We start from the raw sequence: 25,548 nt of genomic DNA, 5'->3' as shown, positions 1-25,548 counted from the left end.
GGTTTGGCGAGCGGGCTCGTCTCTGACGCAGAGCGGGCACGGGTCAAGGGGGGTCGGATCCCCCAGCGCGAGGAGCCCGCCACAGCGCCCGTCGAAGCCGAGCCCCGTGCCAATGTGCTGTGACGGGAAGCCCGGAGTTCATGCCGTCAGGCGACAGCGGGGGATCGGACCCCTTTGCCCCGTGCCCGTGTCCACCGAAGCCAGGTTCGTCTGCCAAAACCCGGAACGAGCTCTGGATGCACGGCTCGGTGCAGCGCATGTTCAACGCGCTCGGTCTGACAGCCAATCGCATGTTGCACTCGAACGATCGAACACGGGGTCCCGACCCCGACAAGCTGGAGGGAAGCCCTCTCGTGGCCCACTGACGGGCCATCCGGCGCCTCACGTCCGTGAGCTCGACCGGACAAGGCCACCATCCCCGCGTATACTCCGCCAGCGCTCCCATGCCGACGGTGCTGGTGTTCCTGATCGACCTGCTACTCGCGGCCGCGGCTGTCGAGGGGGCAGGCTTGCTCGATCGCCAGCTGCCCGGCCACGCGGAGTCGACCCTGGGCCTCGAGGGCACCACGGTCGCGGCGGTGGTCGCCGCGTTCACGGCGGCGCTGGGCGCCTACCTGACGGGCCTGCACGCGCCGACGCTGATCCTCCAGCACAAGCAGGTCGTGGCCCGGACGGGGCTGGTCGCGGTCGGCACGGCGCTGGCGACCCTCGTCGTCGCCTACTTCGTCTGGTACCAGCCCATCGGGCGTACGGGCCTTTTGTTCATCGGGCTGCTGACCTTCGCGCTGCTCACGGCGTGGCGGCTGATCTACGCCCGCTTCATCGCCAACGGGCCCCGCGTGCCGATGGTCGTGCTGGGCACGGGGCCGGTGGAGCAGCGCTTCGCCCGGCGCATCAACGGCCTCGAGCACACGCGCTACGTGGTCCGCGGGCTGCTCGAGGGCGGCGAGCTCGACCCGGGGGAGGTCGGCGAGGGCACCCTCGGCATCCCGGTGCCCGAGGGCGTCGAGGTGCCCCCGGTGCTCGGCGGCATCGGCGACGCGGTCGAGCTGTGCCAGCGCGAGGCCATCCACCACGCCGTGGTGGTCGGGGCGACGGGGCTCAGCGACACCCAGGTCGCGGCCCTGTCCGCGCTCCAGGCCCACGGCGTCCGGGTGCACACCGCCGGCACGGTGTGGATGACCGTCGCCCTCCAGGTGCCCATCGACCTGGTCGACGCGCGCTGGGTGCTCAACACCTTCGAGCAGCTCGATCGCCCGGGGGCGATGGCCGCCAAGCGCCTCCTCGACCTGGGCGTGGCCAGCGTGGGCCTGCTGCTCTTCGCCCTGATGTTCCCGGTGCTGTGGCCGCTCCAGCGCCTCCTCGACCCCGGGCCCTTCTTCTACAGCCAAGATCGCGTGGGTTTCGGCGGGGCGGTGTTTCGGGTCCACAAGATCCGGACCATGCGGGTCGCCGAGCGCGAGGAGCAGCGCTGGGCCGCCACCAACGACGACCGGACGACCCGCCTGGGGCGCCTGCTCCGGCGCACGCGCATCGACGAGTTCCCCCAGTTTTGGAATGTCCTGCGCGGCGAGATGTCCCTCGTCGGCCCGCGCCCGGAGCAGCCCAAGATCGTCGAGCAGCTCGAGGACGAGATCCCCTACTTTGGCTACCGCCACCTCGTGAAGCCGGGCATCACCGGCTGGGCCCAGATTCACCAAGGCTACGCCGCGTCCGTGGATGAGTCGGCGCTCAAGCTGTCCTACGATCTCTACTACGTCGGGCGGCTGTCGCTGCTGATGGACCTCGACATCATGCTGCGCACGGCCTTCGTGATGGCGGCTCGCATCGGGTCGCGGTAGTGCCCCCGCAGGCGTCGCGGACCGGGGGCGCTTCGTCGCTCCGCTCCTCCGCTTTGGCTGGTCCGCAATGGGGTTCGTGCCCATTAGACGGTCAGTGGTCGCCCCCGCGAGCGGGGGCGTCATTTGGCGGGAGTGAAGGCCTCATCTCCGCGCTGAGGGCATCAGCTCTGCGCTGAGGCTCTCACCTTCCAGGCTGAGGGCATCACCTTCCGAGAGCGGGCGTCCGCTCCCGAGGAGGTGACAGCCTCGTGCTCGACCCCCGAGCGGGGGGCGTCACTCCTCGGGGCGGGACGCGTCAGGGGATGGGCTGGCCGCTGACCCAGGGGGCGCCGGCGGCCTGGAGCTTGGACTCGAAGGCCGGGAGCTGCTCCTCGAGCAGTTTGTTGAGCTGGCCTCGGATGGCCTGGAAGCCCTTCTCGGCGAGCTCGAGGTTCTCGAGGTGGGTCGGCGTCGGGCCGTAGGTCGACTGCCGGGTGCCCGAGATGGCGACGTCGAGCCGGTCGCTCACGCTCGGCGTCTGCTCCTCGCGCAGCTCGCTCTTGGTCGGGTTGCCGAACAGCGCCTCGCGCTGCGCCTCGAGGGTGTCGCGCAGGGCGTCGAGTTCGTCGTCGAGCTCGCTGCCGGCGCGCGAGCGGTCGAGGGCCTGCTCGAGCTTCTCGAGGCGATCGTGGGTCTGCTTCATGGCCTGGGCGGCGGCGGAGACCGAGCGCGAGAGCTCGGCGCTGCGCTTCCAGAACGCGGCGACGGCCTGGGGGTCGGCGCCCTCGAGGGCGCCCTGCTTGCGCAGCGGCACGACCTCGAGGGGGATGGGCCCGGCGAGCGCCTCGGTCTTGCCGTCGTGGCGCTTGGACAGGGTCACGGTGTAGCGGCCCGGGCCGACCATGAAGCCCTCGGGGGGCTTGGGCTTGGCGTAGGCGTAAGAGGGGGTGAGGCCGATGGCCTGCTCGGCCGGCATGCGCAGGTCCCAGGCGACGCGGTGGATGCCGGCGGTGGTCGGGCCGTAGAGGCGGCGCACGATCTGGCCGTTCGCGTCGCGGATGGTCAGGATGACGGCGGGTCCGCGCTCGCGTTTTTCGGCGTCGAGCTCGTCCCAGCCGACCATGGGCGTGTCCTGGCCGGCCTCGATGCGCGTCTTCTCCTCCCCGCGCCGGACCTGGGTGCGGGTCTGCAACCCTTCTTGGAGGTAGTAGGTCAGCACGGCCCCAAAGGGCGGGTTGTCGGCGGCGTAGTAGCCGACGCCCTGGGAGGCCTTTTGCTCCCGCCGCGAGCCCATGTTCTGGCGCTCGATGTACCAAAGGGCGTCCCGCGGGGTGAACAGCGCGGCGGGCTTGGCCAGGGACTCCTCGGAGACCTCGCGCAGCGGGGTGTAGTCGTCGAGGATCCAAAAGCCGCGGCCGAAGGTGGCCCCGACCAGGTCGCTCTCCCGGCGCTGGATGGCCAGGTCGCGGAAGGAGATCGTCGGGGTCCCGCCCGCGAGCTCGATCCACTTGCGGCCGCCGTCGACGGTGAAGAACACGCCGAACTCGGTGCCCGCGAACATCAGCTCCTCGCGCACGTGGTCCTGCACGACCCGCCACACCAGGTGGCGCTCGGGCAGGTCCCCGGCCATGGACTTCCAGCTCTTGCCGCGGTCACGGCTGACGAACAGGTAGGGGGCGAAGTCGCCGTACTTGTGGTTGTCGAGGGCGACGTAGACGGTGTCGGCGTCGAACAGGTCGGCCTTGATGTCGTTGACGAAGGCGCGCTCGGGGACCCCGGGCAGCGAGCGGACCTCGACCTTCCGCCACGCCTTGCCGCCGTCCTCGGACACCTGGATGAGGCCGTCGTCGGTGCCGGCGTAGAGCACCCCCTCTCGCACCGGCGACTCGGCCAGGGAGGTGATCGTGTTGTACTGGGACATGGCGTAGAGGTCCCAGGGCGCGTTGTAGCTCCACTGGCGCTCCATGTGGGGCGCCTGCAGGCGCTCCTCGTCGCGGGTCAGGTCGCCGGACACCGCCGTCCACGAGTCGCCGCGGTCGTCCGAGCGCCACACTCGCTGAGACGCGAAGTACAGGCGCTTGGGGTCGTGGGGGCTGACGAGGATGGGCGAGTCCCAGTTGAAGCGGTTGCCCGGCTCGCCCTCGCCGGGCTGGGGCTGGATCAGCACGCGCTCCCCGGTGGTCGTGTCGACGCGGTGCAGGTAGCCCTGCTGGGACTCGGCGTAGAGGATGTCGGGGTTGCCCGGCTCGGTCGCGGGCTGGTGCCCGTCGCCGCCCAGCACGACCTTCCAGTCGGCGTTGCGGATCCCGTGGGCGCTGTCCGTGCGCGCGGGGCCGCCTTGGGTGTTGTTGTCCTGGGTGCCGCCGTAGACGTTGTAAAAGGGCGCGGCGTCGTCGAGCGCCACTTTGTAGAACTGGGTGATCGGCAGGTTGTCGACGAAGCGCCAGCTCTTGGCCAGGTCGAAGCTCTCGTAGAGGCCGCCGTCGGTGCCGACCATCAGGTAGTCGGGGTCGTCGGCGCGGAACACCAGGGCGTGGTTGTCGGAGTGCTTGAACTCCTCGTCCATGATCCGGAAGGTCTCGCCGCCGTCGTCCGAGACCCGCATGCGCACGTCCGCGAGGTAGATGCGGTCCTTGGCGTGGGGGGAGGCGTAGAGCTCCTGGTAGTAGTGGGGCCCGGTGCCGCCGGCCACGGTGTCCGATTGCTTGGTCCACGACTCGCCGCGATCGCTCGACCGGAACACCGCGCCCGTGCGCAGGTTGAGCTCGATGGCCGCGTAGACCACGTCGGGGTCGTGGGGCGAGATGGCCAGGCCGATCTTGCCCATGTTGCCGTCGTCGATGGGCTTGGCCGCCGGGCGGCTGCCGGGCTTGTCCTCGCCGCCCGCCTTGAAGCTCGGGTCGCCGGGCAAGCCCTTGCTCAGCCGCGTCCAGGTCTCGCCGCCGTCGACGGACTTGTGGATGCCCGACTCGGGGCCGCCGCCGACGTAGGCCGCGACGGTGCGGTGGCGCTGCCAGGTGGCGGCGTAGAGCAGGTCCGGGTCGCGAGGATCGATGACGACGTCGGTCACCCCGGTCCACGGACCCGCGCTCAGCACCGGCTTCCAGGTCTCGCCGCCGTCGGTGGTCTTGTACAGGCCCCGCTCGCCGCCCGAGGACCACAGCGGCCCCTGAGCGGCGACCCACACCGTGTCCGGGTCGGCGGGGTGCACGAGGATCTTCGAGATGTGCTCGCTCTTGCTCAGGCCGACGTTGTCCCAGGACTTGCCGCCGTCCCGGGAGCGGTAGACCCCGTCGCCGTAGCCGACGTGGCGGCCGCCGACGTTCTCCCCGGTGCCCACCCAGACCACGTGCGGGTTCGAGGGGTCGACGGTGATGCAGCCGACAGAGTAAGAGCCCTGGCCGTCGAAGATCGGGGCCCAGGTCGTGCCCGCGTTCTCGGTCTTCCACACCCCGCCCGAGCCCACGCCCACGTACCAGACGTTGGGGTCCCCGGGTTCGAAGGCGACGTCGGCGATGCGCCCCGACATGAAGGCCGGGCCGATGTTGCGCAGCGTCAGGCCCTGGAAGGTCTCGGCGCGCATCGGGCCGTTGTCGGCCGCCTGGCTCTGCCGACCCGAACGCGTGGCCGCGCAGGCGCTGAGCAAGAAGAACGACCAGATCAGCAGTTGAACGTACCGACGCATGGCCTCGGCACTATCGCGGTTCGGCCCCGGCCTTTCAACGACGATGACGGCGTTCGAGCGCTTTGGCGTAGGCCCGGCACGCCGTCACGCCAAAGCCCCGCTTCGACGCGCCCGCGCAACGATAGTTGAAGGCTTCGTAGAACTTCACAGCGGTGGTCGTCGCGTCGAGGGTCACGCGCTCGAGACCGAGGCCGCGGGCGTGGTTTTCGAGGGCGACGAGCAGCGCTCGACCGACGCCGCGGCGCAGGTGATCCGGGTGCACGTAGCAAAGGTGCAAGACCCCGTCGGCGCTCAGCATGCCCACGCCGCACACCCGACCCTCGCGCTCGGCGACGAGGGTGCGCAGCCCGGGCTTGGCCAGCCAGCGGCGAAACTGCTCCGGGGTCTTGTTGGCGAGCCACTCGGCGAGGGTCTCGGGGTCGTTTTGATGATCGGCGACACACAGCTCGGTGATCGAGCGGCGCAGGACCTCGACGGCCGCGTCGACGTCGGCATCGCCCGCGGGCCGGGTGGTGACCTTGGCCATCGCCATGGCCACCATGGTAGCGAAGCGCGCTCCCGAGCTTTTTGTCACCGGGGTCCGATAACGACGTTCATGAGAAAATACTACAAACGTAGTTGACTCAACTACTCCTGTAGAACTACACCTGTCGTCGTGGAAGCACTCAGCGACGTACAGCTCGCCTTCATGCGCGTGCTGTGGACCCAACCCAACGCCAGCGTCGGCCAAGTCAAGCGCGCCCTCGCCAGCGAGGGGCGCCCCCTGGCCTCGACCACCGTGGCGACGCAGCTCGGCCGGCTCGAGAAGAAGGGCCTGGTCACCCACGAGGTCGAGGGTCGGCAGTACCGCTACCGAGCGACGGTGTCGGAGCACCAGGTCCAGCAGTCGGCGCTGGCGCGGCTGACCACCGGGCTGTTCGGCGGCGACGTCACGGCCCTGGTCCACCACCTCCTCGACCACGGGGAGGTCGGCGCGTCGGAGCTGGCCGAGGTCAAGCGGCTCATCGAGGCCAAGGAGCGCGGACAATGACCGTCGAATGGCTGCAGCTGGCGTCCATGGGTGCCCTGAGCTGGGCGCTGACCTACGCGATCCACTCGACGCTCCTGATCGGCGGCGTGTGGCTGGTGTGCCGGGGGATCAAGCCCCTGGCCCAGCGCGTCGGTCCGAGCTTCGAGAACCGAGCGTGGAAGCTGGCTCTGGTCGGCGGCCTGGCCACGGCGACGATCCAGGTCGGCGCCGGGCTGACCCCGGCCTTTGGGGCCATCGAGCTCCCGAGCAACCAGACGGCCCAGGCCGCCGAGCCGACCCAGGTCAGCGAAGACACGGCGCCGGTGATCGCGACGGCGGCCGCTGGCGAGCGCGTCACCGTCGAGTTCGCGCCGGCTCGGCTCCACGGCCACGTGGTCCACGGCGACCGCGAGCTGCTGCTCCTCGACGAGGGCCGCATCGTCGCGCTCCGCGAGCGCTCCCCCGCCCCGCCGCCCTTCGTCTTCCACGGCGGCACCTTCGCGCCCCTGGTCCCCGAGCTCGACGGAGACACCCCGGCGGTCCTCGGCGCGAGCACCTCGGCGACCACCGACGCCGGCCCGGGCGCGCCCAGCTTGCCCGTGTGGCCCATGGTGCTCCTGGGCGCGTGGCTGCTGGGCACCGCGGTGACCTTCACCCGCCTCGGCCGCGGCGTGCTCGCCCTGCGTCGCCGCCTCGCCCCGCGCTCCGAGGTCCTCGTCGACCCGGTGCTCGAGAGCTTCCTGACCCTGTGCCGCGACACGGGCATCCGCCGCAAGATCCGGCTGACGCAGCTCGCCGGCCTGGGCAGCCCCATCGCCCTGTGGGCCCGGGAGATCGTCGTGCCCGAGCGCGCCGTCGAGGAGCTGTCCCCGGCCGCGATGCGCTCGGCCCTCGCCCACGAGCTCGCCCACCTCGAGCGCCGCGACCCCCACTGGCTGGCCCTGGCGGCGCTCATCGAGAGCCTGCTGTTCTTCCAGCCCCTCAACCGCCTGGCCCGCAAGGGCATGCAGGAGTCCGCGGAGCTCCTCGCCGACGACTGGGCCATCGCGCGCACCGGCGACGGCATCGGCTTCGCCAAGGCCCTCGCCGAGCTGGCCAGCTGGGCCAAGCAGCACCGCACCCCGCAGCACGCGGCCCTCGTCGCGGGCATGCTGTCCGACGAGCGCCCCCTGCTCCGCCGCGTCCGTCGAGCCCTCGACGGCGACCCCGCCCGCCTGCGCCCCGAGGGTCACCGCCCCGGTCGCATGGCCCTGGGCCTGAGCGCCCTCGCGGCCCTGGTCGTGTTCGCCCCCGGAGTCGTCAACGCCGGCCCCGAGCAGGACGAAGAGGCCGAGGCCAAGGCCAAAGAGCGCAGCAAGGCGAGCGGCCGCGCCGAGGCCCGCGAGGGTCGGCGCGCCCGCAAGCAGCAGGCCGCGGCCGAAAAGCGGGCCGAGCGGGCCCGGGCCAAGGCTCAAAAGGCGCGCCGCCGGGCCATCGAGGCCTCCGAGCAAGCCGAGCGCGCCGCCCGGGACGCCGAGCGCGAGGCCCGGGAGGCCGAGCGCGAGGCCCGAGCCCTCGCTCCCCGAGCGCCCCACGGCGAGACCTTCCTGCACATCCAAGATGGCGGCGACGTGGTCATCATCGACGGCGACGGTCTGCGCGTCCAAGGCGAAGACGGCGAGCTCATCATCCTCGACGGCCAGCACCCCAGCCTGCGCATCGAGGGCAAGGACGGCGAGCTGCTCATCCTCGACGGCCAGCACCCCAGCCTGCGCGTCCAGGTCCCCGAGGAGGGCTTCGACTTCGACCTCGACTTCGAGCACCCCGAGGCCGCCCTCGAGGGCATGATGGGCGTGGAGATCGACGGCGTCCCCCTCCAGGAGCTCATCGAGCGCGAGGTCACCGTGGAGCTCCAGGAGGAGCTTGGCGAGGAGCTCGGTGAGGAGTTCGCCGACGCCCTGACCGGGCTGATCGTCGGGAGCCTCAGCGGCGACTTGTCCGAAGAGCAGCTCGAGGCCCTCGAGGACCGGGCGGAGGAGCTGGCCGAGCGCGCCGAGGAGATGGCCGAGCGCGCCGGAGAGCGGACCGAGCGCGAGCTCGAGCGGGCCGAGGCCATGCGCGAGCGAGCCATGGAGCAGCGCGAGCGCGAGCTCGAGCGGGCCGAGCGAAACCGCGAGCGGAGCCATCGGCGACACCACGAGGGGAACCGGCGCCACCACGAGGCCGCCCGCGAGGAGCTCGAGCGAGCCCGCGAGGAGCTCGAGCGCGAGCTCGAGCGCATCGAAAAGGCCCTCGAGGCCGAGGGCGAGGTCCCCGAACCCCCGAGGCCGCCCAAGCCCCCGAAGGCCGCCAAGCCCCCGAAGCCCTCGAAGCCGGCCAAGCCCCCGAAGGCCCCGAAGGCTCCCAAGGCCAAGGCCAAGTCCACCCCGATCTGAGCCCATGGTCCTCCTCGTCGCCACGACCTTGCTGCTCTTGCCGCTCCTGCTCCTCGACCCGCTCTAGCGGAGCGTGGACATCCACGACGGCTAGAGAGAGCAGAGCGCACTGAGCCCCGGCGACGACGCGCGCCCCCTCGACCCGCCCGGGTCCAGGGGGCGCTCGCCTTTGCTTCGCCCTACTGATCCACGCCGTTGAGGGCCGCGTGGATGTCGAGCATGCCGTCCTCGAGGCAGGTCGGCAGGTTCATCGCGTCCGCCCCGTCCTGGAGCTTCTGGAAGTAGTTGTTCCGGAGCAGGCCGCCCTCTTGGCGGGTCCGCGTGTACAGCCACAGCATGTTGAGCTTGGTCGGCTGTTGGGTGCACGAGCCGAGGAAGCCCTCGTTCGCATACCAGTCCCACAAAAAGCGCATCCAGTCGCCGATGACCCCGGTCCCGGTCCCGCAGCCGCTCGTGGACGCGCAGCACAGGTCGTCGTAGCGGTTGTCGCTGGCGGAGACCTGGCCCCTGTTCGGGCGCTGGAGGTCCTGGGAGTGGCTCCCGCCCCAGTGGAAGGCGCCCTCGTAGAGCCCCGTGGACGCCGACTTCTCGCGGTCGTTGAAGATCTTCGCCGACACGAAGTGGGCGAAGCCTTCGCGAAAGGCGATGCTGCTCCACTCGACGTCGGTGATGTCGTACACGCTCGAGTTGGCGCAGCTGTTGTCGTCGGTGATGCCCAGCCAGCCCGAGTCCGCGCCGGGCTCGTCGCCGTTGGTGGCCCCGGCCTTGTCGCCGTAGTGCAGGGCCGTGAGCGCGTGGCCAAACTCGTGGCCGACGAGGAACTTCTTGCGCCGGTCATCGTCGGCGGCGCAGTCGGAGTACTGCACGCAGTGGCGACCGGAGGTGATGAAGCTGTTGAGCGTCCCGTCGTGGGCGCTGCTGTTGCATTGCCCGTCGCCGTTGCCCTCGTCGAAGCCCGCGTGGATGGTCTTGTCGTGGACGCCGTCGTGGTAGCGGTACAGGCCGTAGCCGAGCATCGCCTGCGTCGTCCACCGGCCGATCTCGTCGCCGACCTTCATCACGTCGGTGCCGCCCGAGGGCGTGTAGTCCTGGATCAGCAGCGAGTAGGTCGCCCCTGGGGCCACCGCGCAGCTGTCCGACTGCGAGTCGTGGATGCGCACGACGTTGTCGTTGGCGTCGGTCTGGTAGCCGTAGACCCGCACGTCGTAGTCGCCCGACCACGACGAGTCGCTCCAGTCGACGCAGCCCGAGCCCGGCGCGGTGTCGTAGGTCTGCGCCCAGCCGGGCCGGGAGATCCGCACGCGCACGCCGAGGGCCGAGGCCGTCGCGCCGGCGTTCGCCCCGGCGTACTTGTCCTCGGTGCCGCCCGCGTTGGGGCCGGCTTGGATCCCCATCCCGCTGTCCTCGGTGCGGATCTCCCACTTCACGCACAGGCGCTCGGCGTGGGCCTGCCCCGCGGGCAGCAAGAGCCACGCGCCCCCGCTCAGGGCCGCGAGCACGACGCTTCGAAGGCTGAGCCGCGTCATCGCGCCACCTCCTGATCTCGGCCGTCCCCCTGGCCGTCGCGGACCTCGGGCTCGAGCTGATCGTCGACGCCGTGGATCACGTCCTTGGCCGAGACCACGCGGGTGGTCACCACCCCGGGCTCGTCGCGCTGCGTCGCGCGGCCGCGAAAGTCCCCCGCCCCGAACTCGGCGCGCATCGTCGCCTCGTCGTAGACGAGCAGCCCGCCCGCCCCCGTCGGGTGGAAAAAGCGCGGCTCGCCCACGCTCGCAGGACCGCCCGGGATCAGGGCGCTGAGCATGACCATGCCCGAGTAGTCGAGCCCCTCGAGGTCCGTGACCAGCTCGCCCAGATCGACGCGGCCGACGTGGCGGGCCCCCGGCTGGAGCTCGAGGCTGTCGAGCACCCCCGAGCGCGTGCTCAGCTGGCCGCGATCAAAGGTCGCCACCAGATCCACGCGCTGGACCTCGCCCGAGTGGTTGGTCAGGGTCCAGGGCAACACCGACCCGTGGCGAACGGAGGATCCCTCCGCGAGCTCCCCCGCCCACTCGACGGTCAGCGCGCGCTCGGTCGCGGGGTCACAGGGGTCCACCGTCGCGGGCGCCCCCTGCTCGCCGTCGACGAACGCCTCCGGCCCCTGAGCCTCCTGCGGCTCCTCGGTCGCGCGCAGCTCGTCCACTTCCATCTCCACGCACCCCAAGGACGCGCTCATCCACACGCCGACGATGCTCGCCCGCGTCAAAGTATCGATTTTCATTTCGTGCCTCTTTTCGTGATTGTCCGACGGCAATCACGACAGACGGTCCGCCGCGATGGCCATCAAAAGAGCAATCCCGAAGGCCCCACGATGGATGACTCGAACACATGTGCGTTCGTACACGCGTGCCTGGTGACGCGGCGCGACTCGCTGAGCTCGGCCCCGGCCGACGAGCCTCCGCGCGCCAGATCCGGCCAGAGCCCGCCAGCTAGAGCCCGCGGTCGAAGCGGTCGAAGAAGGCCGCGACCTGCATGGCCGGCCCGTCGATCTTCAAGCGCCCCGAGCTCACCGCCTGGGCGGAGGTGTCGAGGCGCAGGGCCACGCGCTTCCAGGTCAGGCTGTCCGTGGTCACCGTGGCGATGGGCTCGGGCGTCCCGGGCAAGGGCGCGTCCCAGGCGATCTCGGCGACGCCCCGGCGGACGGTGATCCACACCTTGCGGTTCACGTCGCTGAGCTCGAGGGCCAGGCATTCCTCCACCTCGCCGGCCATGTCGAGGCGCAGGCGCACGGGCATGGCGTCGAAGAACAGGTCGACGGGGAGCTCGCGCAGGAACTCGTCGGACAGCTCGGGGGTGAAGTTCTCCCCGGGCCCGGCCTCGAGCTCGAGGGCGAACTCCAGCAGGTAGCCGCGGCCGTTGGTATTGGCGACCTCGGCCGCGACCGCGCGCAGGGCCTCGGCCCGCTCGAGGGTGAAGGCCTCGGGCTCGGCGACCTCCCCGTCTTCGAGCAGGCCGCTGCGCTCGAGCTTGGCGAGGAGGTGCAGGGCAAAGCGCGGGTCCTGCCCCTCGGCCCGGGCCGCGTCGAGCACCGCCCGCGGGCCGCCCATGAGCTCGACCTCGCGGCGGGCCAGGTCCGCGGGCGGCAGGGGGTAGAGGGTCTCTGGGCGGCCGTCGAACCAGCCCAGCTCGGCGTCGTAGATCGAGCGCGCGGACCAGTCGAGCTGGCCGTAGAGCTCGCGCAGCCAGGGGCTGTCGACGAGGTGCGCGGGCAGCTCGACCCCCGAGGCGATCGCGTCCCGGCTCAGCCCGGCGTTCGCCCCCCGGACCACCGTCGCGCGCACGAAGGCGATGGCGTCGCGGTAGTCCCGGAGCACGTCGGCGACCGTGGCCTCGCCCTGCACGGGGATCGTGTGCGAGCCCAGGAGCAGCGTCGGCTCGAGCCGGCGCATGTGGTCGAGGCTGTCGATCCACGCGTCGACCGGCCGCGGCCGGGTCCCGCGGATGGTGTAGAGGTTGGGGAAGGTCCGGTAGATGTTGTCCCCGGGCATGAGCACGCGCTGCTCGGGCAGCCACACGAACAGCTGGTCGTCGGTCTCGCCGTGGGCCTCGTGGAGCTCGATGGTCACCCCACCGACCTCGATGCTGGCCTTGCCGGTGAAGGTCTGCGTGGGCAGGCGCAGCCCCTCGCCGATGCCCGAGGCGAAGTCGATGTTCGCGCCCAGGGCCGAGCAGGGCAGGTTGGCCTCGCTCACCCGGTCGCCAAACTGCCGCCGGCCGCGGTCGCGCTCGGCCGCCTGGAACACCCCGTACTGCTTGAAGAAGTGGCCCGAGAAGGCCTCCGTGGCCCACACGGGGACCTCGCCCTCGAGCGGCGCCCACACGGTGCCGCCGCCGACGTGGTCGATGTGGCTGTGGGTGAAGATCAGCGCCTTGGTCTCGCCGGGGGCCTGGGCCAAGAGCGCGTCCCGGGCCGCGCCCGCGCGGTTGGGCCCGGACATCGCGTCGACGATCACGTTGCCCTCGGGGGTGTGGATCAAGATCGTGTTGGCGAGGTCGTAGCCGATCGCCACGTAGACCTCGACGCCGCCCTCGAATTCGAAGCGCTCGACCCGAGCCTCGCCGACCGACTCCTCGCAGTGGGTCTCGAGCATCTGCGGCGTCGGGACGACGCGCTGGGTCTCCACGGCCTGGCCCCCGGCGCAGCCCGTCAGGCCCGCGATCACGCATGCGACGCCAAAAACTATGTTCCCTACGCTCTTCGCCACGGCCCCATTGTCGCCAATGGGGCCGCGAAGACAAGGGCCGACTAGCCGATCAGCGTCGTGCAAAAGCCGCCGATGCACTCGGCCTCGGGGCTGCAGCAGTCCTCGTCGACCTCGCAGGCGCTGCCGTTGGGCGAGCAGGCCGGCTCGTCGTCCTCGCACACGAACACGCCCGGCTCGACCTCGATGCAAAAGCCGCCGCAGCACTCGTAGCCCGCCTCGCAGCCCTCGCCCAGGCCCTTGCACTCGTCGAGGGCCGAGAAGCCGCGCATGTTGTTGTTGTCGAGGCCCTGGCCCGGGAGCCAAAACGCGGGGTGGCTCGGGTCGGAGCCGGGCTCGGCGTTGACGTCGATGGCCGTGACCCACAGCTGCTTCGAGCGCGTCTCGACGACCTGGTTGGTGAGCGTGTTGCCGTACTGCCGCTCGGACACGAACACCATCCAAAAGTAGCCGCCGGAGGCCACGGGCACGAAGGTCGGCTCGTAGTTCTGGGCGGTCTGCAGCTCGGGGATGTGGTTGAAGCCGTTGGCCCGGTCGAGCTCCACGGCCCCGGTGCCGTCGGGGTGGACCATCCACAGCTCCCCGGCGGCGCCGCGGGTGCGGGCCTGGGTCGCGCGGCCAAAGGCGATCCACTCGTCGTCGGGGCTCCAGGTCGGGTAGCTGACGGTCGGCCGCGCCGGGTCGTTGAGCACGATCTCGACGGGGTTGAGGAAGGCCGGCGGGTTGGACTGCACGTCGACGTCGACGACCCACAGCGTCGAGTTGTTGAAATCGAGCCAGTTGCCGTCGGTGCGCACGCCGTAAGACAGGCGGGCGCCGTTGTTCGACCACGCCGGGTGGACTGGGTAGCCCGTGGTCTGGAACATCTGCGCGGCGATCTCGTCGGAGTCCTTCGCGCTCAAGATCATGTAGCTGGGCTGGCCCAGGAAGGCGCCGTTGCTCTGGCCCCACAGGATCCACGCGCCGTCGGGGGAGATCGCCTGGAAGCCCGAGGCCTGGGCGCTGGCGAACACGTTGGAGCCGTCGGGGTTGAAGGTCGCCCACGGGCTCGGCCCGCCGTTTTGGGACGCGACGATGGTGCTGCCGTCGCGGGACACGCTGTGGCAGGCCAGGCAGGTCGTGCCCTCGGGCTTCTCGAGGAACTGCTCGGGCTCCGAAGCGCCCGGCTGGATGCGCAGCACGTCGCCCTCGTTGACGGCCCAGTAGTAGATCGTGCCGGCCAGGCTCGCCGGCGCGATGGTCCACTCCTGGACCCCGGACAGGTAAGCCGAGACGCCGTCGTAGCGGCGCAGCTCGAAGCTCACCGGGCCCGTGGTCGAGTCGGTCAGCTTGAGCCAGATGTCGTCGGGGAGCGCGGGGAAGTCCCAGCGCGAGGGGTTGGGCACGGACCCGTACCAGTCGAGCTCGAAGGTCTCGCTCTCGGCGTGGATCTTGTAGATGTCGGTGTCGTTGCCCCCGTTCCACTGCACCCGCGGGCCGAGCAGACCACGAGGGAAGACAGTCGCGTCGTAGGGGTAGAGCAGGTCGAGGGCCGGGTCGGGCTCGGTCGCCGTGTCGAGCAGGGCTTCGGCCAGGGGGTCGAGGGGCTCGTCCGGCGTGAAGGTGTACGCGAGCTTGACGGTGACCTGGGCCTGGGCCTCGAGGCCCTCGTAGGTGGCGCTCAAGATCCCCACGCCGCCGAGCAAGCCCGTGGCCGTGAGCGTGCCCGGGCCCGGGTCGAGGCTGGCCATGTCGAGGCGGTCGAAGCTCCAGACCACGCTGCCCTCGGCCGCGAACTCGACGCCCTCGTCGTTGGTCAGGATCGGCGTGAAGTCGACGGCGTCGGGGATGACCCCGTCGACGACCTCGATGACCGCGCTCGGCGGGTCGATGGCGATGCCGACGATCGCCGCCTCGTCGTCGGGCATGTCGAGCTTGCCCCCGGTGGTGCTGCCGCTCGACTCGGCCTCGTCCATGCCCTCGTCGTCGGTGGTGTCGCCGATCTCGTCACCGAGGCCCGAGGAGTCGCTCGGGCCCGCGCTCGATGTGCCCTCGTCGGCGCCCGAGCCCTGGCACGCGAGGCCCAGCGACATGGACAGAGAGACCAGGGAGGTTGACCACTTCACCCGACTTTTCACTACATCTGCATACCACTGATCGGGCGCTCCGGATCGGCTGGCGCCCGGGGACTGATCACGCAGATTTTCGGAGAAATTGGGTGTCCGAGACCAAACCAAAAAAGAAAGGCCCGCTCGGGCCTTTCTTCTCGGACTCATCGAGTCTCGACGACTTCAAAGGTCGCGGGGCTCACGCCGGGACGGCGATGACCTCGACCTTGAGGGGCACGGAGACCTCCGCCGAGAAGCGGACGGTGACCTCGTGGCTGCCCACGGTCTTGATGGGCTCGTCGAGCTTGATGATCTTGCGATCGATGTCGACGTTCTGGGCCGACAGCGCCTCCGCGATGTCCTTGGTCGAGACGGAGCCGTACATCTTGTCCTCCTTGCCGACCTTGCGGGGGATGGACACGATGGCCTCCTTGACCTTGGCCGCGGCCGCCTCGTGCTCGGCGCGGATCTTGGCCTGGGCGGCCTGGATCGAGCGGCGGTGGTGCTCGAGCTGGCGCATGTTGGCCTTGGTCGCCGGGAGGGCGAGGCCGCGGGGCAAGAGGTAGTTGCGGCCGTAGCCGGGCTTGACGCTGACGACCTCGCCGGCGCGGCCGAGCTTGTCGACGTCGTTGGTCAGAATCACCTGGAGCATCGCCATTACTGCACCGTGTAGGGAAGCAGCGCGAGCTGACGCGCGCGCTTGATGGCCTTGGTGATCGCGCGCTGCTGGCGGGCGCTGACGCCAGTGATCCGGGCGGGGATCACCTTGCCGCGCTCAGTCAGGAAGTGCTTGAGCAGCTGCGGGTTCTTGTAGTCGATGACGACGTTGGGGTCGGCAAGGGGGGAGACCCGCTTGCGGCGACTTCCACGACGTCCTTCGCGCTCGTCGTCGTTGTAATCAGCCATTGTCGTTCTCCGTGTTCTCGGTGGCGGGGGCGGGGGCGTCGGCGGCAGCGGCCTCGGCAGCGGCGGCCTCGGCAGCGGCGGCCTCGGCAGCGGCGGCCTCAGCCTCGGCGCGGGCCTTCTCGGCGGCGACCTCGATGGGGTCGGGCGCGGACTCGGAGGCGGCGTCGAGGGCCTCCTCGTCGATGTCGCTGGGGCGAGCCTCGGGGTTGACGTTCTCGTCGACCATGACGGTCAGGTAGCGAACGACCTCGGGGTAAATCCGGAAGTTGCGCTCGAGCTCCTTGACCATGTCGGAGCCGCCGAGGAAGCGGACGTAGAGGTAGATGCCCTTGCGCTGGCTCTGGATCGGGTAGGCCAGGGTGCGAAGGCCCCAGTTGTCGATCTTCTGCATGCGACCCCCGTTGGAGTCGAAGATCGCCTGGATGCGGGCGACGAGGCTCTGGATGCCCTCCTTGTTCGTATCAGGACGGAGGATCATCGTGACCTCGAACTCACGCTGGGTTCCGCGCAGCGCCGAGTACGAGTTGATGGTTGCGAGTGACATTGTGGTCTCCCTGTGGACGTCAGGCCCCGCGCGTACGCGGAGCAAGGAGTTGAGGTTGAACCCCCGCACGCGCTCGCGCGGAGGGTCGGAAGATCTACGCGAGGTCGGGGCAGCTGGCAAGAGCCCCCCTGCCCACGAGCGCGCCGTGGATGTTCAGGGCCACTCGACGCCCAGGCCCTCGATGGCGTCGATCATCGCAATGCGCATCCCGGCCGGCTCGTGGCGGCGAATCAGGAGCTTCCACAGGGGCAGGAAGACCGGCCTGACCGCCAGGATCCGGCCTTCCCAGCGCGCCGCGAAGGCCGCCTGGACCGCCTCGGGGCTCGCCCGGGTCTGCCAGCGGGACTCGTCGAAGCGCAGCCCGCCCGGAGGCAACGCGACAAAGCGCACGGCGTCGTCGAGGTCTCGGACGTCGCTAGCCGGGCTGCGGATCTCCCGCTCGGCCTCGACGAAGGCGAGCCCGCGGCCCGGCTCCCAGACCGAGAGCGCCAGGGTCTGCGGGTGGAGGTAGACGCTGCCCAGGCGCAGCTCGTGGCCGCCGCCTCGCTGCCCCCCGACCAGGCCGCCGATGCGATCGAGCAGGCCCACGGCCACGCGCTCTTCAAACTCGACGCGGTAGAGCAGCGCGTGGACCAGCGAGGCGTGGACCAGGGTCTCGACCGGGCCCGTGCCGCGTAGGGCCCCGACCACGGAGGTCTTGACCAGGCTCTGGCCGAGCACCGTCGCCTGCTGCTGGCCGATGCGCGGCGTGGCCACGAGCACCTTCTCGGGCATGTCGAGGTCCGGGCGCGCGCCCGTGTCCCGGGCCCAGTAGTGCGCCGAGCGGCCCCGCTTGAAGCGGCCGACGAGGCCCGCGGACTCGAGGCGATCGAGGTCGCGGCGGGCCTTGCTGACGCTGCAGCCCGCGGCCGCGGCGAAGCCCTTGGCGTCGACGGGGCCCGCGACGCGCAGGGTCTCGAGCTGGTCGGCCTGGGCCTGGGCTTCGCGCTCGGCCCTGGTCGGCTTCTTGGGCTTGGCCGGCTTGGGGGCGGGCGCGGGCTTGCTGGCCTCGACCGGCGCGGGCTCGGGCGCGCTGACCTCGACCGGTGCAGGCGCGGGCAAGGGCAGTTCTGGCTTCGGCGCGGGCTCCGGCGCGGGTTCGGGCTCCGGCGCAGGCTCGACCGCGACCGGCTCTGGCTCGACCTTCGCCGGCGCAGCCTTGGCCACGCGCGGTTTGTGATAGGGGGCGAAGCGCTCGCGCCAGCGCGCGTCGGCCAGCTCGGCGATGCGCCCCTCGTCGAGGGTCTCGTGGCGCGTCAGCAGCCACCGCGTCTGAAAGCGGACGGGGTCCTCGAAGTGGTCCGGCGAGAGCAGCACGAACTGCCCCGGCCGCAGCCGCGGGAGCTCGGCCATGATCGCGTCGCAGGCCGCCGGCGCGAGGGCCTTGATCGTCGGCTCGACCTTCTTGAGGTCCTGGCGCGTGGTCAGCCGCCCGAGGGCCCAGGTCCCGAACTGCGCCATCGCCCGGTAGTCGACGTCGCCAGGGTTTTGCGTGGCCATCAGGCAGCACAGGCCGTACTTGCGGGCCTGCTTGAACAGCAGCTGGAGGCTGTCCTTGCACCGAGGCTTGCGCACGGGCGGGACGTAGGGCGCGACCTCGTCGAGGTAGAACAGGGCCTGGGGCTCGGCGCTGGGGTTGGCGAGCATCCACGCGTAGAGGCGCTCGGCCAGGGCGGCGACGAGGAACTCCTTGTCCTCCTGGGAGTGCAAGCTGTTGAGGTGGACGATCGCCACGCGGGTCTTGCCGGGCGGCGCCGCCTCGGGGCCCGAGCCGCGCCCGAGCAGCAGGTCGATGTCCAAGGGCACGCCGAGGCGAAACAGCTTGCGGCGCGGGCCGACCTCGAGGCGAGCGAGCTTGCGGATCGCCTTGCGCAGCTTGTCGACGGACCAAAAGCGGGCGTAGGGGTCTAGACCGCCGGCCTCGTCGAGGGTGACGAGGTGATCGGTCAGCGCCCCGACGCTGGTCAGCGCCTCGCCGGCCTCGGCCCGGGCCTCGAGCACCGTGGCGAGCACGGCCATGAAGCCCTCCCCGTCGTCGTCGCCCGCGTAGCCCAGCAAGGCCGCGAGGGTCCCGGCGGCCCGCGTCCACCGCTCCTCGTCTTCGCCCGCGTCGGGCCCCGAGCTGGCCGCGAGGGGATCGGCGCCCAGGGGCACGCCCCGCGTCGAGGCCGGGGTGAACACCACCACGTCGGCGTCCTCGGCGAAGCGGCGCGCGAGCTCGGGGTCGACGCCGCGCGCTTCGAGGGCCGCGCGGGCCTCCTCGTCGTCGTGGGCAGACAGCGCCAGGCTGCACAGATCGCCCTGGGGGTCGAGACACAGCGCGGGCAAACCCGCGCGCACGACCTCCTCGACGACGACCTTCGAGAGCACCGTCTTGCCCGAGCCGCTCGAGCCCAGGGCCATGGCGTGGCGCAACAACGCGCGCGCGGGCAACTCGACCGTCTCGCCCCTTTCGCGCCCTGCTTCGCCCCCGGCCTCGCGTCGTCGCCCAAGCTCGAGTTCGGCCTCGCTCATCGCCGAGACCATAGTGGACTTTCGCACCGTCCGCGGGCTCAAACTGCTAGCTTCGAGGCATGCGTCGCCCCCTCGCCTTGCTGAGCCTGTCTTTCCTCCTGTCGGCTAGCCTCGCCGCCTGCAAGACGCAGGACGCCGCGACCAAGTTCTGCCTGTCCGACGAGGGCACCCATCAAGACTGCGGCATCGCTTGCACGATCTCGGAGAGCGAAGAGGCCTGCAAGAAGTGGGAGACGATGACCGTCGAGCTGTGCGACAAGGTCGGCAAGGACAAGTGCCAGGAGATCTGCGAGGCGGACAAGAACGAGTACGCCTGCACCAAGGCCAAGAGCATGTGAGCTTGCCGGCATCGGTGCCGGCCTAGAGGCGGCAGATCTGCTGCCTTTCGGGAGAACTACTGACAAACACGAGGCGCTCGCTTAGCGTTCCGCTCGGTGCCCACGCCTTCGGAACTCGCGCCCACCGAGAAACTCGACGGACTCGACCGGCTCAGCCTCGAGCTGCTCGGCGTCCTCGCCCTCGCAAACAGCTGGCTGCGCCGCGCGGACTGGATCAAGCGCGCGAAGACCAGCAACGTGCGCGGCCCTGGCAACGAGAAGCTCGAGCGAGCCAAAGAGCTGGTCCGCGCAGCCATCGATCGCCTCGCCGAGGATGAGCTCGTCAGCCTCGCCCGCTCCGGCTCGGGCCGCGTCACCCCCAACAACATCTTCTACCGCACCTCCCGGGAGGTCACGATCGCGGTCCTCGAGCGGCTCCACGGCAGCGGGCGCCTCGCCGCCCTCGACAAGCGCAAGAGCCCAGGCTGGGGCGTCCACCCGTACGGCAGGGGGGCCTGGCCGAGCCCGGAGGAGCTCGAGACGGACCTACGCATCGCCACCCTCGAGGCCAAGCCCAAGGCGGTCGCGTGGGTCGTGGCCATGGCGAAGCGCTGCCTCCACGACAAAGATCAGGAGAAGTGGCTCACGCTGTCCCTCGGCCCCTGCCCGCCCGCGGGCGCCCTCGATTGCTTCGAAGCCCGAGAGCGCCTGCTCTACCTGCGGTCCACCATCGACTTCGCGCGGACCATGCTCGATCCCGTCGCCGCGCACGTGCTCGACGCGGCCCTCGACCTCGACGACAAGAAGCTGCGCCTCGACGTCGGCCGCCTGCTGATCCTGCGCGGGGAGACGGAGCGCGCCCTCGCCCTCGACGGCCTGCCCAAGTACGGCCGCGAGGGCCTCGAGCTCCTCGCAGCGTTCTGGGCCGGAGACTACGCCGAGGCCGCGCGCATCGGCGCCGAGGCGGTCGCGTCCATGAAGACCCGCAAGCGCAAGGCCCTGTACCAGCTCGAGGGCCTGTGCCACGTGCTCGCGGCGATCGCGTGCTCGGACGGGGACGCCAAGCAGCTCGAGGCGATCGCGCCGGTCAGCGAGACCTGCTCCGACAACGACCTCGGCGAGCACCTGCCTCATCAGGTCATCGAGGCGGTCCTCCACGGCCTCATGGGCAAGCGCGGCGACCTTCGCCCTGGCGCGTCGACGCGGATGAGCGAGCACGCCGAGTGGTCCGCCCCCTGGGTTCGGGCGCTCCACGACCTCTGGCTCGACGCGCGCTTCCCCGCCGACGGCGACGAGGCCGACGTGCTCCAGCGCCAGCAGGCCGTCGAGACCCTGCACGGGTGGGCTCAGCTCGCTCGCGCCCGCGGCTTCGACCCGGTCGCGCGGGAGTTCGAGGCCCTGGCGGCGGCCTACCTGGGCGAGGCCGACCCCGGCACTGCGGCGACGCCCGCCCTCGCAACGGCCTTGTGCCCTCCAGAGGCGTGGGAGACGGTGCTCGCCGGCCTCGAGTCGATCGTCGACCGCGCGCAGTCCGTGTCGGACGCTCCGGAAGCGCAAAAGTCCCGGGAGCTCCTGTGGCAGCTGCGGATCTCGACGCACACCTTGAGCGCGACCCCGCGCGTCCGCTCGACGCGCTCCAAGACCAAGACCAAGGGCCGGGAGATCAAGCTCGACACCTTGCTGCAGGCTGACGACGTCCGCCTGACCCCGGCAGACCACGATCTGCTCAACGACCTCGTCCACAGCCCGCCCTCGTGGCAGCTCGGCCCGGCCGAGCGCTCTCAGCTCCTCGGCCGCATGCTCGAGCGCTTGATCGGCCACCCCCGTGTCATCGACTCCGAGGGAGCGCCGATCCGAGTCGAGCACCGCCCCCCCAAGCTGCGCACGACCCAAAGCGGCGACCGCCTGCGCGTCGAGATCGATCCCCCGGAGCTCGTCCATCGCCCGCTGCTGTGGCGCGAGGGCAAGGACGACGAAGGGGCGACGTTGACCTTCACCTCCCGCACCCCCGCCCTCGAGCAAGCCCTCGAGGTGCTGGGCTCCGGCGTCGCCGTGCCCGCGGCCGCCAAGGACCGGCTCGCGCGCTCCCTCGCCCGCCTGAGCGTGACCGTCGGCGCCGAGGTCGAGGGCGACCTGAAGCCCGAGACCCAGGAGATCACCGCCGATCCGCGCCCCGTGCTGTTGTTGAGCTGGGACGGGGACCACCTGAGCGCGAGCGCCCGGGTCGCGCCGCTGGGCATCGAGGGCCCCCACTTCCCGCCGGGCGTCGGGAACACGGCGGTCTCGGGCGAGGTCACCGCGAACGCTCAAACCCGCCTGCTCCGCTGCGAGCGGGACCTCGTCGACGAGCGCCGCCGCGCCCACCAGCTCGAGCGAAACGCCCCCACCCTCGCCGCCTACGCGACGGGCCCGCTCAGCTGGTCGGTGTCCACGCTCGTCGACGCCCTCGAGGTCGTGATCGAGCTCGGCCACCTCGGCGACGCCGTCGTCCTCGCGTGGCCCGAGGGCAAGCCGCTGCGGCCCCCGATCGAGCGGGGCCTGGGCGATCTGCGCCTCGCGGTCCGCACCACCGAGAGCTGGCTCGAGCTCGACGCCCAGATCGAGGTCGACGAGGGTCAGGTGCTCCGCTTCACCGAGCTCATCGGGCGGCGCGCGGGAGCCCGCTTCGTGGCCCTCGGCGAAGGCCGCTTCCTCGCCCTGTCCGAGCAGCTGCGTCGGCGCCTCGACGCGCTCCACAAGCTCGGCGCGCCCAAGGCCGGCCGCGTCCGGACCACCGCGGCGATGCTCCCCGTCGTCGAGGGGCTGGGCGAGTCCCTCGCCGAGGTGTCCTTCGACGCCGAGAGCCGCGCTCGGCTCGAGCGCGCGCGCGAGCTCGCGGGCACCCGCCCCCGCCGCCCGCGGGGCTTCGGAGCCCAGCTGCGCGACTACCAACGCGAAGGGTACGAGTGGATGTGGCGCCTCGCCGAGGCCGGGCTCGGCGCGTGCCTGGCCGACGACATGGGCCTCGGCAAGACCGTGCAGGCCTTGGCCCTGCTGGCCCAGCGCGCGTCCAAGGGCCCCGCCCTCGTCGTGTGCCCGACCTCGGTCGTCCACAACTGGATCGCCGAGACCCAGCGCTTCGCCCCGAGCTTGCGCCCGGCCGTCCTCGCCGACGCCCCCGACCGCGAGGAGCTGCTCGCGGCCGCCCGCTCCCGAGACCTGATCGTGTGCAGCTACGGCCTGCTCGTGTCCGAGGCCGAGGCCCTCGCCGACCTCACCTTTGCGACGGTCGTGTTCGACGAAGCCCACGCCCTCAAGAACGAGCGGACCAAGCGGGCCAAGGCCGCCCGGGAGCTCGACGCGAGCTTTCGCCTGGGCTTGACCGGGACCCCCGTCGAGAACCGCCCCGCCGAGCTGTGGGGTCTGTTTCGCGTGCTCCTCCCGGGCCTGCTCGGGACGCGCAAGCAGTTCGACGAGCGCTTCGCCAAGCCCATCGCCCAAGGCGAGCGCGAGGCCGCGAGCCAGCTGCGCGCGCTGCTCAAGCACTTCATCTTGCGCCGGACCAAGGCCCAGGTCCTCGACGAGCTCCCGCCGCGGACCGAGGTCACCCTCGAGATCGAGCCGACGGCCAAGGCCAGCGCCTACTACGAAGCCCTCCGCCGCCGTGCCCTCGAGTCCCTCGAAGGGGGCGAACAGCACACCCAGCGCGTCCGAATCCTCGCGGAGCTCACCCGCCTGCGCCAGGCCGCCGTGGATCCGCGCCTCCTCGACGAACGCGGCCCCGCTGGGGCCAAGATCGACGCCCTGACCCGGCAGCTCCTGAGCCTGCGCGAGGAGGGCCACCGCGCCCTCGTGTTCACCCAGTTCCTCGGCGCGATGGCGCTCATGCGCCAGGCCTTCGAGGCCGCGGGGATCGAGTACCTCGAGCTCGACGGAGCGACCCCGGCCGCCGAGCGGGCCCGTCGCGTCGACGCCTTTCAGGCTGGCGAGGGCGACGTGTTCATGCTCAGCCTCCGCGCTGGCGGCGTCGGCATGAACCTGACCGGCGCCGACTATGTCCTGCACCTCGACCCGTGGTGGAACCCCGCGGTCGAAGATCAGGCGACCGATCGCGCCCATCGCCTCGGCCAGTCACGACCCGTGACGGTGTACCGCTTAGTCAGCAAAGGCACGATCGAGGAGAAGATCCTCGCCCTCCACGCCGAAAAGCGCGAGCTCACTGATGACCTGCTGTTTGGGCTCGAAGGCGCCGGGGCCCTCGACCTCGACGAGCTCATCGGACTGCTCGCCGACTGAGCTCTGTTTTGCCCCCACAGCCGCCTGGGACCGGGGACGCTTCGTCGCTCCGCTCCTCCTCTTTGGCTTGGTGGGCAATGGGGTTCGTGCCTTGGAGAAGGGTGGTGGTCGCCCCCGCAAGCGGGGGCGTGGATTCGCGTTTGCAGCCTCTGGGTCGTGGACGTGGGGCAGGGAGGGCGTGGCGTCGTCCACGACGGCCAAAATGGACAGGGACTGTGAAGTTTCACAGTCCCTGGGTCGTGGACGTGGGGCAGGGAGGGCGTGGCGTCGTCCACGACGGCCAAAATGGACAGGGACTGTGAAGTTTCACAGTCCCACAGAGGGTTCAGGCCAGCATCTCGCGCAGGCCGCCGCGCTGATCGAGGGTCGAGAGCTCGTCGAAGCCGCCGATGCTCTCGCCCTTGATGAAGATCTGCGGCACGGTGCTCTGGCCCGTGTTCTGGCGCATCCAGGTCCGCGCGGCCGCGTTGCCCGTGACGTCGACGACCTCGTAGCTGACCTTGCGGGTGTCGAGCAGGCGGCGAGCGGCCATGCAGTAGGGGCACCAGGGCGTCAGGTAGATGACCACATCCTTGTCGATGGCGTCCGGGAGCGGGAAGGTGCCCATGGGAGCCTCCTAGCGCTGGCGACCTCGAGGCGCAAGCGACACGCGCACCCAGAGGGTCGGCCAGAACGAGTCCTGTCCGCCCCTCTGTCTATTTTAGCCGTCGTGGACGACGCCACGCCCTCCCTGCCCCACGTCCACGACTCAGGGGCTGTGAATGAATCCACAGCCCCTGACTATTTTAGCCGTCGTGGACGACGCCACGCCCTCCCTGCCCCACGTCCACGACTCAGACAGGAGGGCGCCCGCCCGACCGCCGGGGCGCAGGACCCGTAACGGCTTTGCCGGTGCGGGGGAGGGGCTGCGAAGCCCCTCCATCAAATCTAGAGTCTGGTCGCCACGGCGGCCAGACGTGGGGCCCATCACATGGGGAGCGCGGTTGCCCCGATGCGCCTGCCCTCGGCCGACTTATGGTGGGCGCCCATGGACACCAAAGAGCTGCTCGACAAGGGCCTCGAAGACCTGCGGACCCTCGGCGCGGAGGTCGGGAAGGCCGCCCGCGACGCTGGCGCGGAAGCCCGGGAGAACTGGAAGAAGCTCCAGCCCCACATCGAGAAGGCCGAGAAGGTTGCGAGCGCCCGGGCGACGGAGATCGCCCACGGCGTGGGCGAGTCGGCCGGTGAGCTCATCGCCGACGCGCGCACCCGCCTCGAGGCCCTGCGCGAGCGCATCCGGAAGCAGCGCGAGCAACGAGAGTCGTCGTCCGAGCAGCAGCCGTGACCGTGACCATGGACGCGACCCTCCTCGGCAGCGGCGCCGTCGCGCAGGCCCTGGCCACGACCCTCCTTGGCGCGGACGCGCCCGGCGAGCTCGCGTGGCGCCTCGAGCCCGCGGACCGGCGGCGCTGGCTCGCCCGCCCGAGCACCCCGGCGCCCACGGCCCGCGAGGGCCAGACCCTGCGCTGGGGCCATCGGAGCGTCGTGTTCGAGGCGCCCAGTGACGCCGAGGTGTCCTCCGAGCGAGCCTGCGTCGACGCCCGCGACGACGACCGGCCGCTCGTGCGCAGGCCCGGGCGGCGCAAGCCCGCGACCGTCGACCCGGCGGCCGTGCTCGCCGTCGAGCCGCTCCTGCGCGCCCTCGAGGGCGGCCCGGG

The 25,548-nt window shown here is 71.1% G+C and carries 18 protein-coding genes; 7 read left to right on the top strand and 11 right to left on the bottom strand.

Annotated elements, in window-relative coordinates; genetic code table 11:
- Window positions 1–443 precede the first annotated feature (443 nt).
- Entirely contained in the window at window positions 444–1,841 is a 1,398-nt protein-coding gene (locus PPSIR1_RS08765; protein WP_006970671.1) for an exopolysaccharide biosynthesis polyprenyl glycosylphosphotransferase, read from the top strand.
- A 295-nt stretch (window positions 1,842–2,136) separates the two neighbouring features.
- Here the strand turns inward: PPSIR1_RS08765 and PPSIR1_RS08760 are convergent, their stop codons facing one another.
- Together PPSIR1_RS08760 and PPSIR1_RS08755 are read right to left on the bottom strand one after the other, a co-directional pair.
- Window positions 2,137–5,505, bottom strand: coding sequence for a VPS10 domain-containing protein (locus PPSIR1_RS08760; protein WP_006970670.1), 3,369 nt, complete (start codon window positions 5,503–5,505; stop codon window positions 2,137–2,139).
- Window positions 5,506–5,539: 34 nt separating this feature from the next.
- Window positions 5,540–6,037 (bottom strand): GNAT family N-acetyltransferase, encoded by a 498-nt coding sequence (locus PPSIR1_RS08755; protein WP_157595347.1) that lies wholly within the window; start codon window positions 6,035–6,037, stop codon window positions 5,540–5,542.
- Between the two features lie 123 nt (window positions 6,038–6,160).
- On the opposite strand from PPSIR1_RS08755, the gene PPSIR1_RS08750 reads away from it, so the two are divergent.
- Window positions 6,161–6,535: a BlaI/MecI/CopY family transcriptional regulator gene (locus tag PPSIR1_RS08750; protein WP_157595346.1), complete on the top strand. Its 375-nt coding sequence runs from the start codon at window positions 6,161–6,163 to the stop codon at window positions 6,533–6,535.
- On the top strand, window positions 6,532–8,928 hold the full coding sequence (locus tag PPSIR1_RS08745) for a M56 family metallopeptidase (RefSeq protein ID WP_006970667.1): 2,397 nt from the start codon (window positions 6,532–6,534) through the stop codon (window positions 8,926–8,928). The genes PPSIR1_RS08750 and PPSIR1_RS08745 overlap by 4 nt, the downstream gene beginning before the upstream one ends.
- 179 nt (window positions 8,929–9,107) lie before the next feature.
- On the opposite strand, the gene PPSIR1_RS08740 is transcribed toward PPSIR1_RS08745, so the two are convergent.
- The 8 genes from PPSIR1_RS08740 to PPSIR1_RS08705 all read right to left on the bottom strand — a co-directional run bounded on the left by PPSIR1_RS08740 (window position 9,108) and on the right by PPSIR1_RS08705 (window position 19,259).
- Window positions 9,108–10,454, bottom strand: coding sequence for a hypothetical protein (locus PPSIR1_RS08740; protein WP_157595345.1), 1,347 nt, complete (start codon window positions 10,452–10,454; stop codon window positions 9,108–9,110).
- Window positions 10,451–11,188 carry a hypothetical protein gene (locus tag PPSIR1_RS08735; protein WP_157595344.1) on the bottom strand — a complete coding sequence of 246 codons (738 nt, stop codon included), beginning with the start codon at window positions 11,186–11,188 and terminating at the stop codon, window positions 10,451–10,453. The genes PPSIR1_RS08740 and PPSIR1_RS08735 overlap by 4 nt, the downstream gene beginning before the upstream one ends.
- A gap of 208 nt (window positions 11,189–11,396) precedes the next feature.
- Window positions 11,397–13,130: an alkyl sulfatase dimerization domain-containing protein gene (locus tag PPSIR1_RS08730; protein WP_006970663.1), complete on the bottom strand. Its 1,734-nt coding sequence runs from the start codon at window positions 13,128–13,130 to the stop codon at window positions 11,397–11,399.
- Window positions 13,131–13,213: 83 nt separating this feature from the next.
- Window positions 13,214–15,241, bottom strand: coding sequence for a hypothetical protein (locus tag PPSIR1_RS08725; protein ID WP_006970662.1), 2,028 nt, complete (start codon window positions 15,239–15,241; stop codon window positions 13,214–13,216).
- Between the two features lie 214 nt (window positions 15,242–15,455).
- Window positions 15,456–15,914 (bottom strand): 50S ribosomal protein L9, encoded by a 459-nt coding sequence (rplI, locus tag PPSIR1_RS08720; RefSeq protein ID WP_006970661.1) that lies wholly within the window; start codon window positions 15,912–15,914, stop codon window positions 15,456–15,458.
- Complete coding sequence (gene rpsR, locus PPSIR1_RS08715) at window positions 15,914–16,162, bottom strand: 30S ribosomal protein S18 (protein WP_006970660.1); 249 nt, start codon at window positions 16,160–16,162, stop codon at window positions 15,914–15,916. The genes rplI and rpsR overlap by 1 nt, the downstream gene beginning before the upstream one ends.
- A complete protein-coding gene (rpsF, locus tag PPSIR1_RS42220) occupies window positions 16,155–16,706 on the bottom strand; it encodes a 30S ribosomal protein S6 (protein WP_006970659.1) in 552 nt (183 codons plus the stop codon). The genes rpsR and rpsF overlap by 8 nt, the downstream gene beginning before the upstream one ends.
- Window positions 16,707–16,859: 153 nt before the next feature.
- The gene (locus tag PPSIR1_RS08705) at window positions 16,860–19,259 is read right to left on the bottom strand and encodes an ATP-binding protein (RefSeq protein ID WP_198154482.1); all 2,400 of its coding nucleotides are present in this window, start codon (window positions 19,257–19,259) and stop codon (window positions 16,860–16,862) included.
- A 59-nt stretch (window positions 19,260–19,318) separates the two neighbouring features.
- Here PPSIR1_RS08705 and PPSIR1_RS08700 point away from each other — a divergent pair, with 59 nt between their 5' ends.
- Together PPSIR1_RS08700 and PPSIR1_RS08695 are read left to right on the top strand one after the other, a co-directional pair.
- Window positions 19,319–19,597: a hypothetical protein gene (locus tag PPSIR1_RS08700; RefSeq protein WP_006970657.1), complete on the top strand. Its 279-nt coding sequence runs from the start codon at window positions 19,319–19,321 to the stop codon at window positions 19,595–19,597.
- A gap of 96 nt (window positions 19,598–19,693) precedes the next feature.
- Window positions 19,694–23,851, top strand: coding sequence for a DEAD/DEAH box helicase (locus tag PPSIR1_RS08695; protein WP_006970656.1), 4,158 nt, complete (start codon window positions 19,694–19,696; stop codon window positions 23,849–23,851).
- Window positions 23,852–24,176: 325 nt separating this feature from the next.
- Here the strand turns inward: PPSIR1_RS08695 and PPSIR1_RS08690 are convergent, their stop codons facing one another.
- A complete protein-coding gene (locus tag PPSIR1_RS08690) occupies window positions 24,177–24,458 on the bottom strand; it encodes a glutaredoxin (protein WP_006970655.1) in 282 nt (93 codons plus the stop codon).
- Window positions 24,459–24,878: 420 nt separating this feature from the next.
- Here PPSIR1_RS08690 and PPSIR1_RS08685 point away from each other — a divergent pair, with 420 nt between their 5' ends.
- Both PPSIR1_RS08685 and PPSIR1_RS08680 read left to right on the top strand, forming a co-directional pair.
- Window positions 24,879–25,175, top strand: coding sequence for a hypothetical protein (locus PPSIR1_RS08685; protein WP_006970654.1), 297 nt, complete (start codon window positions 24,879–24,881; stop codon window positions 25,173–25,175).
- Window positions 25,172–25,548, top strand: a 377-nt coding sequence (locus tag PPSIR1_RS08680) for a hypothetical protein (protein WP_006970653.1), incomplete at its 3' end; no start/stop codon positions are given. The genes PPSIR1_RS08685 and PPSIR1_RS08680, both read left to right, overlap by 4 nt.

The sequence above is a fragment of the Plesiocystis pacifica SIR-1 genome, assembly GCF_000170895.1.
Taxonomy (GTDB): Bacteria; Myxococcota_A; Polyangia; order Nannocystales; family Nannocystaceae; genus Plesiocystis; species Plesiocystis pacifica.
Note: the sequence above shows the minus strand (reverse complement) of the source record. Positions and strands in the feature narration are given on the sequence as shown.